Raw genomic sequence first — 16279 nt, 5'->3', positions numbered from 1 at the left:
GGTACGTAACGAGGGCCGGGGACACCACCGCCCCGGCGCGCGGCGCGAGCCGCACGCCGGGGCGTGGGATGACGTCAGCCGGACCGGCTCAGTACGAGCGCGCGACGATGGCGAGGTTGCCGGGGGTGTCGTCGGCCTCCGGCACGGACCCGTCCGCGGCGACCAGGCAGCGTACGGAGACGGCCTGCTCGGCGAGCTTGGCCTCACCCTCGGGGCCGAGGTCGGCCCACGGGATCCGCGCCCAGCCACCGGCGATGGCGGCCTCGGCGGCCTCCTCGATGGTCGCGACGTCGGACGTACGGGACTCGCGGCGCTCGCGGGACTCGCGCAGCAGCTGCGCCTGGTCCTCCTCCAGCACCTTGGGCAGCAGGGCGGCGAGGTCGGTGATCTGCACGGCCTCCTTGCCGCCCGGGATCCGGCGGGCCAGCATCGCGGTGCCGGCCTCCAGGTCGCGGGGGCCGATCTCGACGCGGACCGGTACGCCCTTGAGCTCCCAGTCCACGGCGCGGCGGCCGAAGGGGGTGTCGACGCGGTCGTCGACGAAGACGCGCAGGCCCGCGGCCTTGAGCTGGGCGCCCAGCTCGCGGACCTTCGCCACGGCCTCGTCGCCCTTGATCGCCATGACGACGACCTGGACGTGCGCGAGGCGCGGCGGCACCCTCAGGCCGTTGTCGTCGCCGTGCGACATGATCAGGCCGCCGACCATGCGGGTCGAGACGCCCCACGAGGTCTGCCAGACGAGCTCCTGCTTGCCTTCCTTCGACAGGTACTGCGTGTTGAAGGCCTTGGCGAAGTTGGTGCCCAGCTCGTGGCTCGTGCCCAGCTGCAGGGCCTTGCCGTCGCCCATCATGCCCTCGAGGGTGAGGGTGTTGATGGCGCCGGCGAAGCGCTCCTTGGCGGTCTTGCGGCCGAGCACGACGTCGATGCCGAGCACGTTCGTCATGAAGTCGCCGTAGACGTCGCGGTGGATGCGCGACGCGTAGTCCCGGGCGTCCTCGTAGGAGACGTGGGCCGTGTGGCCCTCCTGCCAGAGGAACTCGCTCGTACGGAGGAACACGCGCGGGCGCATCTCCCAGCGGACCACGTTGGCCCACTGGTTGATCAGCAGGGGCAGGTCGCGGTAGCTCTGGACCCACTTGGAGAAGTAGTCGTTGATGATCGTCTCGGAGGTGGGCCGGACGACGACCGGCTCGTCCAGCTCCTTGCCGCCGCCGTGCGTGACGACCGCGAGCTCCGGCGCGAAGCCCTCTACGTGCTCGGCTTCCCTGGTCAGGTACGACTGCGGGATGAAGAGCGGGAAGTACGCGTTCTGGGCGCCCGCGTCCTTGATGCGCGCGTCCATCTCCTGCTGCATCCGCTCCCACAGCCCGTAGCCGTACGGTCGGATGACCATGGTGCCGCGTACCGGACCGTTGTCGGCCAGTTCGGCCTTGTTGATCAGATCCTGGTACCAGCGGGGGAAATCCTCCGCCTGGGGGGTGAGAACGGGTGCCTTTGCCATGGCGCGAATGGTACGGCGCCCGGCGTGCCGAGCGTGAATCGGGTGTGAATCGGGTGGCGCGCTCCTCTGGACGCGGGGGCCAATCGGGAGTTCCCTGGCAACGGGGGCATGGGGGCGAAACGGAATCAGGAGCGCTCTTTCGATGACACCGACGCCGACGGCGACGCTTGTCGCCCGGGACTGGGCGGAAATCCAGGAACGGATGCTGGTACCGCTGTACGAGGCGGTCTACGACCGGCTGGAGGTCGGGCCGGGCGACCGGCTGCTGGGCCTCGACTGCGGGGCCGGACTGCCGCTGCTGCTGGCCTCGGGGCGGGGAGCCCTGGCCACGGGAGTGGAGACGGATCCCGCGCGCCGGACGCTGGCGCGGGAACGGCTGCTGGAGGTCCTGGCGGCCCCGCCCGCGCCCGTCGTGCCGTACGACGTGCTGCTGGCCTTCTCGCCCGCCCACGGCGCTCTGGCGGCGGCCCTGCCGGCGCTGCGCAGGCCCGGCGGGGTGGTGGTGCTGGCCGACTGGGGCCCCATGGAACGGTGCACGGTGCCGTCGGTCCTGGGCGGCGGGCCGGTGGCCCGCGACCTGGACGCGGTGGCGGCGGCCGCGGGCCTGGTGCCGGACGGGTCGGGCAGGGTGTTCTGCCCCTTCGGCTACGCGGACGTGGACAGTGCCGTACGGGGGCTGCTGTCGACCGGCCTGTACGACGGCTCGGCCGATCCGGCCCTGACGGAGAAGGAGTTGGCCGAGGCGCTTCACCCGCACGAGCGGGGTGACGGGACCGTGTGGCTGCCGAACATCTTCCGGTACGTGATCGCCCGGACGGCCTAACGGCGCTCGACGGGCGGGATGTCCTCGCGGCCGGGGGACCGGAGGACCCCGCCCCGCCCCGGCCCCGCCGTCACTTGTGCAGGCGCGTGATGCCCGCCGCCTCGTAGGCGGCGGCCTCGTCCAAGGTCTCCTTCGCCATCAGGGCCTGCGCGAGGGCGTCCAGCTTGTCGCGGTTCTCGCGGAGCAGGCGGCAGGCGTCCCCGTAGCACTCGTCGACGATGCGCCGCATCTCGTGGTCCACCGCGTCGAGGGTGGCGGGGGCGGCGGAGAGCCCGTAGGGGCTCTGCCCGTCCGCGGGGATGGCGGTGAGGCGGCCGATGCGCTCGCTCATGCCCCAACGGCCGACCATGCCCCGGACGATGTTCGTGACCTGCTCGAGGTCGCTCTCCGCGCCCGTGGTGATGACGTCGTAGACGGTCTGCTCGGCCGCCATGCCGCCGAGCGCGCCGATGATGCGCCCGCGCAGGTACTCCTCGGTGTACGCGTACCGGTCCGCGTCCGGCGTGGAGAGGGTGACGCCGAGCGCCCGGCCGCGCGGGACGATGGTGATCTTGCGTACCGGGTCGGCGCCCGGCTGGAGCATGCCCAGGAGGGCGTGGCCGCTCTCGTGGTACGCCGTGCGCAGGCGCTCCTCGTCCGGCATGACCAGCGGCCGTTCGGCGCCGAGCTGGACCTTTTCCAGGGCGTCGGACAGGTCCGCCTGGGTGACCTCCCGCTGCCCGCGCTTCACGGCGAGCAGGGCGGCCTCATTGGCCAGGTTGGCCAGTTCGGCGCCGGTCATGCCCGGGGTCGTGCGCGCCACCCGCGTCAGGTCGACGCCGCCGGCCAGCGGGATGTCCCGGGTGTGGATGCGCAGGATGGCTTCCCGGCCGGCCTTGTCGGGCGGGGAGACGACGACGGTTCGGTCGAAGCGGCCCGGCCGGGTCAGCGCCGGGTCCAGGACGTCGGCCCGGTTGGTCGCGGCGAGGACGACCACGCCCTCGGAGCCGGAGAAGCCGTCCATCTCGGTGAGGATCTGGTTGAGGGTCTGCTCGCGCTCGTCGTGGCCGCCCACGGCCGCGCCGCCACCGCGCACCCGCCCGATGGTGTCGATCTCGTCGATGAAGATGATCGCGGGGGCCACCTTGCGCGCCTCGGAGAAGAGCTCGCGCACGCGGGACGCCCCGACGCCGACGATCATCTCGATGAACTCGGAGGCGGAGGCGGAGAAGAACGGCACGCCGGCCTCGCCCGCGACGGCGCGCGCGAGCAGGGTCTTGCCGGTGCCCGGCGCGCCGGCGAGCAGGACGCCGCCGGGCATGCGGGCGCCCATCTTGCGGTAGTCGTCGGGGTTCTTCAGGAAGTCCACGACGTCGTTGAGCTCGCCCTCGACCTCGTCGATTCCGGCCACGTCCTCGAAGGTCGTGCGCTTGGCGCCCTCCAGTTCCACCGGTTTCGGCGGTGCCTTGCGGCCCAGTCCGCCCATGCCCCCGCCCATCCCCGCGCTCATCCGGCGGGCGATGAAGACCCACAGGAGGACCAGGAGCAGCATCGGGGCGAGGGAGAGCAGCAGGTTGGCGAGGAAGCTGCGCTGTTCGACCACCGGCGAGGCGGTGACGACGACGTTCTGCTTGGTGAGCTGGGCCCACAGGTCGTCGTCGGCGAAGGCCGGGCGCTGGGAGACGAATTTGGTGTAGTCGCCCTTCGCGCCGTCCGGCTTGGGCTGTCCGGTCTTCAGCTGTCCCTGGATCGCGTCGCCCTTGGCGTAGATCTTCGAGACGTTGCCGTTGGCGACCTGCTTGCTGAACTCGGTGTACGAGATGGTCGGCTCGTCGCCGTCGTTGAAGAAGGACAGGACCAGGTTGGTCACCAGGTAGACGATCAGGGCGGCGAGGATCAGGCTCCGCCAGCCGCCCGGCATCTTCTTCTTGGGCGGCGGGGCGGGCGGTGCACCTTCGGAGCGCCAGGGCGTATCGGCCCGGTCGCGGGGCGGTACGGGGGTGGGGCTGGGCACGTGGCCTCCTTCTGCCGTCCTCCCGGCCGACCATAAGCGACAAATCGCACCGTCGCTCGGGTCTGCGCCTCCCGCCGGGGCGCCCGGCCGGGACGGCCCGGGACGCCCTGCCCGGACACGGCGGAGGGCCCCGGCATCCGCCGGGGCCCTCCGCCGTACTCGCGTGCCTACTTCATGAACTTCTTGAACTCGTCCGGCAGGTCGAAGTCGTCGCCCTGCCCGCCACCGGCCGGAAGGCCGAACGGGTTGCCGGCGGCGGCGGGCTCGACCGCCTGCGGGCCGGCCTCGCGGCGCGCGGCCGCGGCGGCCTCCTCTTCCCTGCGCTTCATCGGGTTGCCGCTCTTGCGCTTGCCCTTGGCCTGCTTGACCTGCTTCTTCTGCCGGCCGGGGCCGCCGCCCATCCCGGGGATGCCGGGCATGCCCGGCATGCCGCCGCCCTGGGCCATGCGGGACATCATCTTGCGGGCCTCGAAGAACCGCTCCACGAGCGACTTGACGGCGCTGACCTCGACACCGGAGCCCTTGGCGATGCGGGCGCGGCGCGAGCCGTTGATGATGTGCGGGTCGTGGCGCTCGGCCGGGGTCATCGACTTGATGATCGCGGCGGTGCGGTCGACGTCGCGCTCGTCGATGTTGTTGATCTGGTCCTTGATCTGCCCCATGCCCGGCAGCATGCCGAGCAGCTTGGAGATGGAGCCCATCTTGCGGACCTGTTCCATCTGCGCCAGGAAGTCGTCGAGCGTGAACTCCTTGGGGCCCTTCGCCAGCTTGGCCGCCATCTTCTCGGCTTCGGCCTGGCTGAAGGTCTTCTCGGCCTGCTCGATGAGGGTGAGCATGTCACCCATGTCGAGGATCCGGCCCGCCATGCGGTCCGGGTGGAAGGCGTCGAACTCGTCGAGCTTCTCACCGTTCGAGGCGAACATGATCTGCTTGCCGGTGACGTGCGCGATGGAGAGCGCGGCGCCGCCCCGGGCGTCGCCGTCGAGCTTGGAGAGCACCACGCCGTCGAAGCCGACGCCGTCGCGGAAGGCCTCGGCGGTGTTGACCGCGTCCTGGCCGATCATGGCGTCGACGACGAAGAGGATCTCGTCGGGGCTGACGGCGTCGCGGATGTCCGCGGCCTGGCGCATCAGCTCCTCGTCGATGCCGAGGCGGCCGGCGGTGTCGACGATGACGACGTCGTACTGCTTGGTGCGGGCGTACTCGATGGAGTCCTTGGCGACCTGGACCGGGTCGCCGACGCCGTTGCCCGGGGCGGGCGCGTAGACGGCCACGCCGGCGCGCTCGGCCACGACCGAGAGCTGGTTGACGGCGTTGGGGCGCTGGAGGTCGCACGCGACGAGGAGCGGGGTGTGGCCCTGCCCCTTCAGCCACAGGCCGAGCTTTCCGGCGAGGGTGGTCTTACCCGCGCCCTGGAGGCCGGCGAGCATGATCACGGTGGGCGCGGTCTTGGCGAAGCGCAGCCGCCGGGTCTCGCCGCCGAGGATCGAGACGAGCTCGTCGTTGACGATCTTGAGGACCTGCTGGCCCGGGTTCAGGGCCTTGGAGACCTCTTCGCCGCGGGCGCGCTCCTTGACGTTCGCGATGAAGGAGCGGACGACGGGGAGCGCGACGTCGGCCTCGAGGAGGGCGATACGGATTTCCCGCGCCGCAGCGTCGATGTCCTGCTCGGAGAGGCGGCCTTTGCCCCGGAGGGACTTGAAGGTCGCGCTGAGGCGGTCGGAAAGCGTATCGAACACGGTGGTCGCGATTCCTCGGGTCGGGGGCGTTGTGGTCGTCCCCAGGGTATCGGGCCGCGCCACCGGCCCGGCCCTGCGGGCGGCAATCCCCGGTTCGGTCATGCCAGGGCCGACTCGACCGACGCGGCCAGGGCTGCCGCGTCCGCCGGGTCGAGGGGTTTGCCGTCCGCCGTCGTCACGTACAGCGTGTCCACCGCGTTCGCGCCGAGCGTGGAGACGTGCGCGCTGCGCACCCGCACTCCGGACGCTTCCAGCGCGCGGCCGATGCGGTGCAGCAGCCCGACCGCGTCGGGGGCGCGGACCTCCAGGACCGTGGCCAGCGTGGAGACCTCGGGGACCACGGTGACCCGGGGCGGCGGCGGGATCACCCCGCGCCGGCGCGGATACGCCGCCTCGCGGTCCGCCAGCTTCGCCGGGACGTCGAGCGAGCCGTCCAGTGCCCGCACCAGGTCCGTGCGCAGCCGGGCCGCCTGGGGCAGGGCCCCGTACTCCGCGGCCACCCGCCACCGCAGCACCAGTACCTCGCCCGGCAGGTCCGGCAGCTCCAGCGAGCGCAGGTCCGCCGCCCGCACCGTCAGGCGGTGCAGGGCCAGCACGCCCGCCACCGCGGGCAGGACCCCCGGCTGGTCGGGGACGGCCACGACCAGTTCCACTCCGACCGCGTCCTCCTCCTGGCGGGCGTGCAGGGCCAGGACGGGCTCCCGGGTGCGCAGCGCCTCCACAGCGAGGCGTTCTTGTTCCGTGGACGGGATCTCCACTTCCCCCGCCGCCGGAGCCGCCCCCCGCAGCACGGCGGCGACCCGCGCGACCAGGTCCGCCACCAGGGAGCCCCGCCAGGCGCTCCAGGCCGCCGGCCCGGTCGCCAGCGCGTCGGCCTCCGTCAGCGCGTGCAGGATCTCCAGCGTGCCCGTCGAGCCGACCGCCTCCGCGACCGCCTTGACCGTGGCCGGGTCGTCCAGGTCCCTGCGCGTCGCGGTGTCGATCAGCAGCAGGTGGTGGCGTACGAGCACGCCCAGCACGACGACGTCCTCCGCGTCGAAGCCCACCCGCAGCGCCACGTCGCGCGCGATCGTCTCACCCGCCACCGAGTGGTCTCCGGGCCAGCCCTTGCCGATGTCGTGCAGCAGCGCGGCCATGAGGAGGAGGTCGGGTCGGCTCACCCGGCGGGTCAGTTCCGAGGCGCGCACCGCCGTCTCGACCAGGTGCCGGTCCACGGTCCAGGTGTGCACCGGGTTGCGCTGCGGCCGGCACCGCACCCGCTCCCAGTCGGGCAGCAGCTTGGTGATGATCCCCTCCGCCTCCAGGGCCTCCCACACGGCCACCGTCGGCTCCCCCGCGCCCAGCAGGGTCACCAGCTGCTCGCGGGCCTCGGCCGGCCACGGCACCGGAAGCGGCTTGGCCTGCGCCGCGAGCCTTCGCACCGCGTGGAGCGAGACGGGCAGACCCGCCTGCGCCGCCGCCGCGCCGAACCGCAGCGGCAGCACGGGGTCGCGGTCCGGGCGCGCGGCCAGGGCCAGTACGGCCTCGCCGTCGGACTCCACGACGCCCTCGGCGAGCGGTGCCCGCTCGGAGACGGCGCCGCGGGTGCCGAGCAGGCCCCGCAGCCGCGGTCGCGCGGCCCGGGCCCGCAGCACGCGCCCGACCTCGCGCCAGGTCACGTCACCGGCGTACGAGACCACGCGCGCGGCCTCGTACACCTCTCGGAGCAGGGCGTCTGCGTCGAGCAGCCCCAGCTGCGCCGCGACCGGCGTCTGCTCTTGCAAGGAGAGCCGGTCGGTGGCGCGGCCGGTCACCAGGTGGAGGGCGTCGCGGGCGTCGAGCAGCCGGCGCCGGGCCTCGTCGAGGCCCTCGCGCGGGGCGTCGGCCAGCCACGACGCGGCGACGGCCCGCAGCGCGGTGACGTCGCGCAGGCCCCCGCGGGCCTCCTTGAGGTCGGGTTCGAGGAGGAAGCGGAGCTCGCCGGCCCGCTCCGCCCGTTCCAGGCACAGGGAGTGCAGTTGCGGGAGCCGCTTGGCGGCGAGGTTGCGCCAGTCGGCCAGGACGGAGGTGCGCAGGCCGGCGAGGAGGCCGACGTCGCCCGCGACGGGCCGGGCGTCCAGGAGTCCGAGGTGGACCTTGAGGTCCTCGGAGGCGGTCTTGCGGGCCTCCGCGGGGGTGCGGACCGAGTGGTCGAGGGCGAGGCCCATGTCCCAGACGGGATACCAGAGCAGGTCGGCCAGGGCGGCCAGCGCGCGCTGTTCGGCCTTGCCGTCGTGGAGCAGGACCAGGTCGAGGTCGCTGCGCGGGGAGAGTTCGGCGCGGCCGTAGCCTCCGACGGCGACGAGGGCGGCGCCCCGCACTCCCGTCTGCGCCACGGCCGTGGCGAACAGCCCTTTCAGCCAGTCGTCGGTCAGGGCGGCCAGGGCGGAACGCCGGGAAGGCCCGGACCGCGACTCCTCCTGGAGGAGCCGCAGCCGGGCCGCGGCGTAGCCGCTGGGTCCCGAGCCGGCCGTGTTGCCGTCCGTGGTCTTTTCGACGCTCGTCACCCAGGGGCTCCCGTCTGGTTGGGCCTGTCCGGTCGATCAGGCCTGGCAGGTGCTACAGCGCGTCAGCGCCGCGCTCGCCGGTGCGGACCCGGATGACCGAGTCCACGGGGATGCTCCACACCTTGCCGTCGCCGATCTTGCCGGTCTGGGCGGCGTCGACGACGATCCGCATCACGTCTTCGGCGTCGCCGTCCTCGACGAGCACCTCGATACGGATCTTCGGTACGAGGTCCACGGTGTACTCGGCGCCCCGGTAGACCTCGGTGTGGCCGCGCTGGCGGCCGTAGCCGCTGGCCTCGGAGACCGTCAGGCCTTGGACGCCGTAGCGGTGCAGGGCTTCCTTGATCTCGTCCAGCCGGTGCGGCTTCACGATCGCGGTGATGAGCTTCATGCGTCAACCTTCTTGGTCGCGGCGGCAACGGGGGCGGGTGCGGCGGTGCTCCGGGAGGAGGATCCGCCGCCGGCGCCACTGAAGTCGTAGGCGGTCTCGGCGTGCTCGACCTGGTCGATGCCGGAGACCTCGTCGTCCTCGGTGACCCGCATTCCGATCGTCTTGTCGAGGAGGAAGGCGAGGACCGCGGATGCCACGAGAGAGTAGGCGAGGACCGAGAAGACGCCCAGTGCCTGCTTGCCGAGCTGCTCCAGGCCACCGCCGTAGAAGAGGCCGGCCACGTCGGACTGGACCCCGCCGGTGGCGAAGAAGCCGACGAGCAGGGAGCCGATGACACCGCCGACGAGGTGGACGCCGACGACGTCGAGGGAGTCGTCGAAGCCGAACTTGTACTTCAGGCCGACGGCCATGGCGCACACGACACCGGCGATGGCGCCGATGGCGATCGCGCCGAGCGGGGAGCAGGAGCCGCCGGAGGGCGTGATGGCGACCAGGCCCGCGACGGCGCCGGAGGCGGCGCCCAGCGTGGTGAAGGAGCCGTGGCGCAGCTTCTCGTAGCCGAGCCAGGCCAGCATGGCGGCGGCGGTGGCGACCTGGGTGTTGACGAACATGACGGCGCCGACGCCGTCGTCGTTGCCGAGCCAGGATCCGGCGTTGAAGCCGAACCAGCCGAACCACAGGAGGCCGGCGCCGAGCATCACCAGCGGGAGGCTGTGCGGGCGCATCGGGTCCTTCTTGAAGCCGACGCGCTTGCCGATGACCAGGATCACGCCGAGGGCGGCCGCGCCGGCGTTGATGTGGACGGCGGTGCCGCCGGCGAAGTCGATGACACCGAGCTCGAAGAGCCAGCCGCCGGCGCCCCACACCCAGTGGGCGACGGGGAAGTAGACGACGGTGACCCAGAGGGTGATGAACAGGGCCCACGCGCTGAACTTCACTCGGTCGGCCAGCGCACCGCTGATCAGGGCGGGGGTGATGATCGCGAACATCAGCTGGAAGACGGCGAAGACGTAGACGGGGATGGTGTAGCCGTCCCACAGCTCGGTGATCCCGATGCCGCTGAGTCCCACGTAGTCGGAGGTCCAGCCGATGAGGGAGCCGGAGTCGGCGCCGAAGGCGAGGCTGAATCCGTAGAGGACCCAGAGGATCGTGACGATCCCGAGGCTGATGAAGCTCATCATCAGCATGTTGAGGCTGCTCTTGACGCGGACCATGCCTCCGTAGAAGAAGGCGAGTCCCGGGGTCATCAGCATGACCAGGGCGGAGCAGATGAGCATGAACCCGGTGTTCGCGGCAGACAGTGTCGGGGCGTCTGCAGCGAGGGTCGTGATGGCTGATGCCATCGGCGTCTCCTCGTCGTCGGTACGTTCGCGTGCGGGCGATCGTGAAAACCTGGGCGGCGCTGTCTTTTGAATCAGGCCTGAGGGGGGCCGGCCGGGGGGCTGGCCGGTTAATGGCCCTGAGATTCGCGCAGGCCGGTTTCCGGCGGCGCCGCTGGGTGTTTCGCGTCGATGACGAAGAGGTCCGGCGTGTTACGCGTCCATGAACGAGTGGTTCATGAACACACATGCGCGAACCCGGCCGCGGCGGTACCCGGACGTCCTGGCTGGGGGAGCCTGATCGGGCTTCACGGGGTGACTGCCGCGGCCGGAGCCTCGGGGGCGGCCGCGAGGGCCGTCAGACGGCCTCGGCGGCCTCGGGGAGCCGGGAGGCGAGGTGGTCGGTCAGGCGGACCACGTCGGCGACGTCGCCGTACTCACGCGCGGCCGAGTCGACGGTCTTGCGCAGCCGGGTGTTGACCCTTTCGGACCGCACCTTTCCCGCCACGTCGAGAGCGCGGCCGACGAGGACCGTGGCCTGCTCGGGCTCGCGCTGGAGCAGGTGCACGGTGGCCATGCCGATGAGGTTGAGGGCGTAGGAGCGCTGGTGCTCCTCGTCCTTCTCGAAGAGCTCGACGGCGCGCCCCATGACCGGCTCGGCGAGGGAGGCGTACATGGGGCTGCGGCCCGCGACGTAGGCCAGGTCCCGGTAGGAATGGGAGTTCTCGCCGTTGAGCTCGGCCTCGGAGAAGAAGCGGATCCAGTCGGGTTCGGACTCGCCGGCGAAGCCGACGTCGGAGAAGGTGTCCTCGGCCATCCGCACGGCCCGCTTGCAGCGGCTGGGCTGGCCCATGTTGGCGTAGGCGCGGGCCTCCATCGCATACAGCATGGCCTGCGTACGGGGCCCCGCGCAGTCGCGGCTGCCGTACTGGGCGAGGTGGATGAGCTCCAGGGCGTCCTCGGGACGCCCCAGGTGGATCATCTGGCGGCTCATGCTGGAGAGGATGTACGAGCCGAGCGGCTTGTCGCCGCCCTCCTTGGCGGCGTGCAGCGCGAGGACGAAGTACTTCTGCGCGGTCGGGTGCAGGCCGATGTCGTAGCTCATCCAGCCGGCGAGCTCGGCGAGCTCGGCGGCGACCTTGAAGAGCCGCTTCATGATCGGGGCCGGGTGGTTCTCCTGGAGCAGGTCGGTGACCTCGTGGAGCTGGCCGACGACGGCCTTGCGGCGCAGTCCGCCGCCGCACTGGGCGTCCCACTGCCGGAACATCACGGTGGTGGCTTCGAGGAGGCCGACCTCGGACTCGGAGAGCCGGGGCGGCCGGTGGCCGTCGAGGGCGCCCGTCGGCCCCGCCTCGCGCGGCCCCGGGTCGGCGGCCGGGACCGGGACGAGCCAGCGCTGCATGGGCTCGATGAGGGCGGGGCCGGCGGCGAGGGCGAGGGAGGTCCCGAGGAAGCCGCGCCGGGCCAGCATCAAGTCGCTGCGGGAGAACTCGCCGAGCAGTTCGACGGTCTTCGGGCCCGCCCAGGGCAGGTCGACGCCGGAGACGGAAGGGGTCTGGTGGGCGGTGCGCAGGCCGAGGTGCTCGATGGCGACGACGGATCCGAAGCGTTCGGAGAACAGCTCGGACAGGATCCGCGGGACGGGCTCGCGGGGCTGTTCGCCGTCGAGCCACCGGCGGACCCGGGACGTGTCGGTGCTGATGTGGTGGGCGCCCATCTGTCGGGCGCGGCGGTTAACCTGGCGGGCGAGCTCACCCTTGGACCAGCCGCTGCGCACGAACCACGAGGTCAGCTGCTCGTTGCGGGCTGTGGCCCCCTGCTCCGGCGCCGCGGCGGAGGACTGGTCGGACTCCGCACTCGTTCCGCTTGCGCCGTTGCCGCTCACTGGAACGCCCCCATCCCTCAGCATCTTCGACACGAAACCGTGTCGGAGGCCATGAGGGGACGGTCCTTCACAGGTCCTCCACATCATGCCTCCGGCATACCCGCGAACGGGTCAGCCTTCACCCTTCGTGCACCGAAAGTAATCCTACGATCACCCCCTCGGCGAGGTCGATCCCGGAAACGCCACCATTCGCCACCCCTTCGAATGAACTCGCCACCGGCCAGGCGCGATTCACTTGACAGGAAGGCGGAACCGATCGGTTGGACAGAGGTGCGCTCGGGGCGCGCGCGGCGAGGAGTGCGCCGGGTGCCCGACGGGCGGACCGGGTGGCCCGGGCTCCGCCCGGGCGCCGCGGCCGGACCGCGTCCGGTTGCGCCGATGTCGTAACCACCTGCACGTCCGACCCGTTGGAGGGGGCATGGGCATGGGCTTCACGATCGGCGGCAGCCGCGGCACCAAGGAGTTCCGTTCCGGCGCTCGGCGCCGCGGCCGGACGTCGGAGTGCACGGCGGTGGCGGAGTACACCGGACTGTGGGGCTGGGACGTGGTCCCGGGCGCCCGGGCCGCTGCCCCCGCCCGCGACTGCTCCTGCGGTCATACGAATTGCGGCGCGCCGGGGGCGCATCCGCTGGCCCTCGCTCCGACCGTGCCGGCCGGAGCCACCCTCGACGAGGTCACCGAGACCTGGAGCGAATACCCGGGAGCGGCGGTGCTGCTGCCCGTCGGCCGTTCCTTCGACGTCATCGAGGTGGCCGAGGAGGCCGGGCGCCGGGCGCTGGTCCGCCTGGAGCGGATGGGCCTGCCGCTCGGCCCGGTCACCGCGACCCCGGACGGCCGCGCCCAGTTCTTCGTGGCCCCCGGGGCCGCCGCCGGGCTGCCGCAGCTGCTGTACCGGATGGGCTGGGACGACGCCGGTCTCGATCTGCGCGCACTGGGCCAGGGGGCCTACGTCACCGCCCCGCCGTCCGACTTCGCGGGCCGCGGCCCGGTGAGCTGGCTGCGCACTCCGTCACTGGACTCGGCCGGGGATCCGCCCCATGCCCGGCTCCTGCTCGGCACCCTCGCCTACCTGTGCCACCGGCTGCGCCGTTCCTAGCGCTGTGGCCCGGTAGGCCTTTCCGGTCGCAGCACCAGCCAGACGGGGCCGGGTTCCGGACACGGCAGCGCCCCCGGGTCCGGTGGACCACGGGGGCACTGGGCGACGTAGAGCGTTTCGGGCGCTCCCGGTGCTCCGGTCAGTCGCCGATCAGGGCGTCCACGAAGGCTTCCGGCTCGAAGGGCGCCAGGTCGTCCGCGCCCTCGCCGAGGCCGACGAGCTTGACCGGGACGCCCAGCGCGCGCTGGACGGCGATGACGATGCCGCCCTTGGCGGTGCCGTCGAGCTTGGTCAGGACGATGCCGGTGATGTCCACTACCTCCGCGAAGACGCGGGCCTGGGTCAGGCCGTTCTGTCCGGTGGTGGCGTCCAGGACCAGCAGGATCTCGTCGAGCGGGCCGTGCTTCTCCACGACGCGCTTGACCTTGCCGAGCTCGTCCATCAGGCCCGTCTTGGTGTGCAGACGGCCCGCGGTGTCGATGAGCACCACGTCGGCGCCCTCGGCGATGCCCTCCTTGACCGCGTCGTAGGCGATCGAGGCCGGGTCGCCGCCCTCGGGCCCGCGCACGGTGCGCGCGCCGACCCGGTCGCCCCAGGTCTGGAGCTGGTCGGCGGCGGCGGCGCGGAAGGTGTCGGCCGCGCCGAGCACGACGCTGCGACCGTCGGCGACGAGCACGCGGGCCAGCTTGCCGGTGGTCGTGGTCTTCCCGGTGCCGTTCACGCCGACGACCATCACGACGGCGGGGGTGTCCACGCCGCTCTCGGTCTTCACGGCGCGGTCGAAGTCGGTGCCGAGGAGCGCGACCAGCTCCTCCTTGAGCAGTGCCCGCAGATCGGCGGGCGTGCGGGTGCCGAGCACCCTGACGCGCTCGCGGAGCCGGTCCACCAGCTCCTGGGTGGGCGCGACACCCACGTCGGCGATGAGGAGGGTCTCCTCGATCTCCTCCCAGGTGTCCTCGTCGAGGTGCTCGCGGGAGAGCAGCGTGAGCAGCCCCTTGCCGAGCGAGTTCTGCGACCGGGCGAGGCGGGCGCGCAGCCGGACGAGGCGGCCGGCGGTGGGCTCGGGCACCTCGATCTCGGGGGCGGGCGGAGCCTCCACGACCGGGTCCTCGACCGCGACCGGCGATGCGAGGGCCGTCTCCGCGGCGGGGAGGTCTACCTCCTCGATCGTGCGGCGCTGCTCTTCCGCCGTCGGTGCGGCGTCCTCCCCCACCTGCGGTTCGGCGGGCGGGGCAGTGATGGTCGGCGTGCTCGGCGGCGGGGCCAGCTGCTTCTTCTTGCGGCTGCTGACCACGAGCCCGCTGATCGCGCCGACCGCGACCAGGGCGATGACTAGGGCAAGGATGAGGATGTCTGTCATAACCCACCCAGTATCGGCCACGAGCGCCCGGAGCCGGGGACCTTGGCGGTTCACACCAGGACGCAAGCCGCTGTTTGTACTTTTTGTGGCAAATCTACGATGATGGGCAGCTCCCCCACTGCCCACCTCCCCCACGGAGTACACCTATGCCTGCCGAGACCGCCGTCGCCGTCGAGTCGCGCGGCCTGGAGCCCGTCCCGGACGCCGAGCGCCGCGGCCGGGTCCGCGAGCTCGTCCCGACCTGGGTCGCGGCCAACATCAGCGTGCTGCTGCTGACCATGGGCGCCGGCCTGGTCATCTCCAACCGGCTGAACATCTGGCAGGTGCTCGTGGTTGCGATCGCCGCCCCCGTCGTCTCGTACGGGATCGTCGGTCTCATATCCATCGCGGGCAAGCGCGGCGGCGCCCCCGGCATGGCGCTGTCCCGAGCCGTCTTCGGCCAGCGCGGAAACCTTTTCCCCGGCGCCCTGATCTGGGTCGCCCGCTGGGGCTGGGAGACCATCAACGCGGTCAGCGGCGCCTACGCCGTCCTGACCGTCCTCGACCTGGTCTTCGGCGTGCGGAAGAACACCGCCCTGATCGTCGTCACCCTCCTCTTCTTCGTCGGGTGCACGTTCCTCGTCTCCGGGCTCGGCATCAACGCGCTGCGCGTCTGCTCCAAGTGGTCCACTTACCTCTTCGGCGCCTTCAGCGTGCTCGTGCTGGGCTACCTGGTCGCCGAGACCGACTGGTCGGCCGTCTTCGCCAAGCCGGCCGGTTCGACCGCGATGATGATCGCGGGCATCGGCACGATCGCGGCCGGCGGCATCAGCTGGGTCCCGTCCGGCCCGGACTTCACCCGCTACCTGCCCCGCACCGCCTCCGCCAGGGGCATGGTCGGCGCGACCATCGGCGGCGCGGCCGTCGTCGTGATCCCGATGGTGCTGATGGGCGCGGTGATGGCGGTCGCCACCCCCGACCTCGCCACCGCCCAGGACCCGGTCTCCTTCATCGGCGAACTGCTGCCGACCTGGATCGCCGTCCCCTACCTGCTGATCGCGCTGATCGGCATGCTGCTCATCAACTCGATGTCCATGTACTCGGCCGGCTTCACCGCGCAGACCCTCGGCATCAAGGTCTCGCGCGCGGCTGCGGTCAGCGTCAACGCCGTCATCAGTCTGATCTTCGGCTTCCTGCTCATGGTGGTCGCCACCAGCTTCTTCGGCTCGTTCATCTCCTTCCTGACGCTGCTGGCCGTGGCCTTCTCCGCGTGGATCGGCGTCTTCGGCGTCGACATGCTGCGCCGCCCGTCCTATGACGGCGCCGCGCTCCTGGACACCACGCGGACCAGCGCCTACTGGTACAAGGGCGGCTTCGCCTGGCAGGCCATGACCGCATGGGGCCTGGCCCTGGTGGTGGGCCTGATGTTCACGAAGGTCGACTGGTTCAGCGGCCCGCTGGCCGCCACGTGGACCGGCCGCAACGGCCTGGGCTGGGTGGCGGGCATCCTCACCTCGGCAGCCCTGTACGCGGTCCTCCCGCGCACCCCGGCTCCGGACCGGGCGGCCGAGCAGGCCGCGGAGGCGGAGCCGGTCCCCGCCGCCTCCCTGTCCAACTGACGCCACGTCAGCTAACGTCCCCCTTCGCCCGCCCACCCACATCCGGCGA

The 16279-nt window shown here is 72.0% G+C and carries 11 protein-coding genes; 3 read left to right on the top strand and 8 right to left on the bottom strand.

Going from position 1 to position 16279, the window contains the following annotated elements:
* Positions 1-88 precede the first annotated feature (88 nt).
* Positions 89-1501, bottom strand: coding sequence for a proline--tRNA ligase (gene proS, locus ACFWBY_RS14050; RefSeq protein WP_385329358.1), 1413 nt, complete (start codon positions 1499-1501; stop codon positions 89-91).
* Positions 1502-1643: 142 nt separating this feature from the next.
* Between proS and ACFWBY_RS14045 the strand changes: the two genes are divergently transcribed.
* The gene (locus ACFWBY_RS14045) at positions 1644-2324 is read left to right on the top strand and encodes a methyltransferase type 11 (protein WP_385329360.1); all 681 of its coding nucleotides are present in this window, start codon (positions 1644-1646) and stop codon (positions 2322-2324) included.
* A gap of 70 nt (positions 2325-2394) precedes the next feature.
* Here the strand turns inward: ACFWBY_RS14045 and ftsH are convergent, their stop codons facing one another.
* The 6 genes from ftsH to ACFWBY_RS14015 form a co-directional block, all read right to left on the bottom strand.
* Positions 2395-4224 (bottom strand): ATP-dependent zinc metalloprotease FtsH, encoded by a 1830-nt coding sequence (gene ftsH / locus ACFWBY_RS14040; protein ID WP_385329710.1) that lies wholly within the window; start codon positions 4222-4224, stop codon positions 2395-2397.
* Positions 4225-4484: 260 nt separating this feature from the next.
* Complete coding sequence (ffh, locus tag ACFWBY_RS14035; RefSeq protein WP_385329363.1) at positions 4485-6056, bottom strand: signal recognition particle protein; 1572 nt, start codon at positions 6054-6056, stop codon at positions 4485-4487.
* Positions 6057-6154: 98 nt separating this feature from the next.
* Positions 6155-8581: a [protein-PII] uridylyltransferase gene (locus ACFWBY_RS14030; RefSeq protein WP_385329366.1), complete on the bottom strand. Its 2427-nt coding sequence runs from the start codon at positions 8579-8581 to the stop codon at positions 6155-6157.
* Between the two features lie 52 nt (positions 8582-8633).
* A complete protein-coding gene (locus tag ACFWBY_RS14025; RefSeq protein WP_214947857.1) occupies positions 8634-8972 on the bottom strand; it encodes a P-II family nitrogen regulator in 339 nt (112 codons plus the stop codon).
* The gene (locus ACFWBY_RS14020) at positions 8969-10315 is read right to left on the bottom strand and encodes an ammonium transporter (protein WP_385329369.1); all 1347 of its coding nucleotides are present in this window, start codon (positions 10313-10315) and stop codon (positions 8969-8971) included. The genes ACFWBY_RS14025 and ACFWBY_RS14020 overlap by 4 nt, the downstream gene beginning before the upstream one ends.
* A gap of 334 nt (positions 10316-10649) precedes the next feature.
* Entirely contained in the window at positions 10650-12176 is a 1527-nt protein-coding gene (locus tag ACFWBY_RS14015; protein ID WP_385329372.1) for a hypothetical protein, read from the bottom strand.
* Positions 12177-12600: 424 nt separating this feature from the next.
* Between ACFWBY_RS14015 and ACFWBY_RS14010 the strand changes: the two genes are divergently transcribed.
* The gene (locus ACFWBY_RS14010) at positions 12601-13272 is read left to right on the top strand and encodes a bifunctional DNA primase/polymerase (protein ID WP_385329374.1); all 672 of its coding nucleotides are present in this window, start codon (positions 12601-12603) and stop codon (positions 13270-13272) included.
* 139 nt (positions 13273-13411) lie between these two features.
* Here ACFWBY_RS14010 and ftsY read toward each other — a convergent pair whose 3' ends face one another.
* The gene (ftsY, locus tag ACFWBY_RS14005) at positions 13412-14632 is read right to left on the bottom strand and encodes a signal recognition particle-docking protein FtsY (protein WP_385329377.1); all 1221 of its coding nucleotides are present in this window, start codon (positions 14630-14632) and stop codon (positions 13412-13414) included.
* 146 nt (positions 14633-14778) lie between these two features.
* On the opposite strand from ftsY, the gene ACFWBY_RS14000 reads away from it, so the two are divergent.
* Complete coding sequence (locus ACFWBY_RS14000; protein ID WP_385329380.1) at positions 14779-16230, top strand: cytosine permease; 1452 nt, start codon at positions 14779-14781, stop codon at positions 16228-16230.
* Positions 16231-16279 lie beyond the last annotated feature (49 nt).

This window comes from Streptomyces sp. NPDC060049, assembly GCF_042736715.1.
GTDB lineage: Bacteria > Actinomycetota > Actinomycetes > Streptomycetales > Streptomycetaceae > Streptomyces.
This window is presented reverse-complemented; position numbering and strand designations above follow the sequence as displayed.

Coding starts and splice junctions, on each gene's coding strand:
- proS (WP_385329358.1), bottom strand. CDS start 1,501: ATGGCAAAGGCACCCGTTCTCACCCCCCAGGCGGAGGATTTCCCCCGC.
- ACFWBY_RS14045 (WP_385329360.1), top strand. CDS start 1,644: ATGACACCGACGCCGACGGCGACGCTTGTCGCCCGGGACTGGGCGGAA.
- ftsH (WP_385329710.1), bottom strand. CDS start 4,224: ATGCCGGGCGGCTGGCGGAGCCTGATCCTCGCCGCCCTGATCGTCTAC.
- ACFWBY_RS14010 (WP_385329374.1), top strand. CDS start 12,601: ATGGGCTTCACGATCGGCGGCAGCCGCGGCACCAAGGAGTTCCGTTCC.
- ACFWBY_RS14000 (WP_385329380.1), top strand. CDS start 14,779: ATGCCTGCCGAGACCGCCGTCGCCGTCGAGTCGCGCGGCCTGGAGCCC.
- ftsY (WP_385329377.1), bottom strand. CDS start 14,632: ATGACAGACATCCTCATCCTTGCCCTAGTCATCGCCCTGGTCGCGGTC.
- ACFWBY_RS14025 (WP_214947857.1), bottom strand. CDS start 8,972: ATGAAGCTCATCACCGCGATCGTGAAGCCGCACCGGCTGGACGAGATC.
- ACFWBY_RS14020 (WP_385329369.1), bottom strand. CDS start 10,315: ATGGCATCAGCCATCACGACCCTCGCTGCAGACGCCCCGACACTGTCT.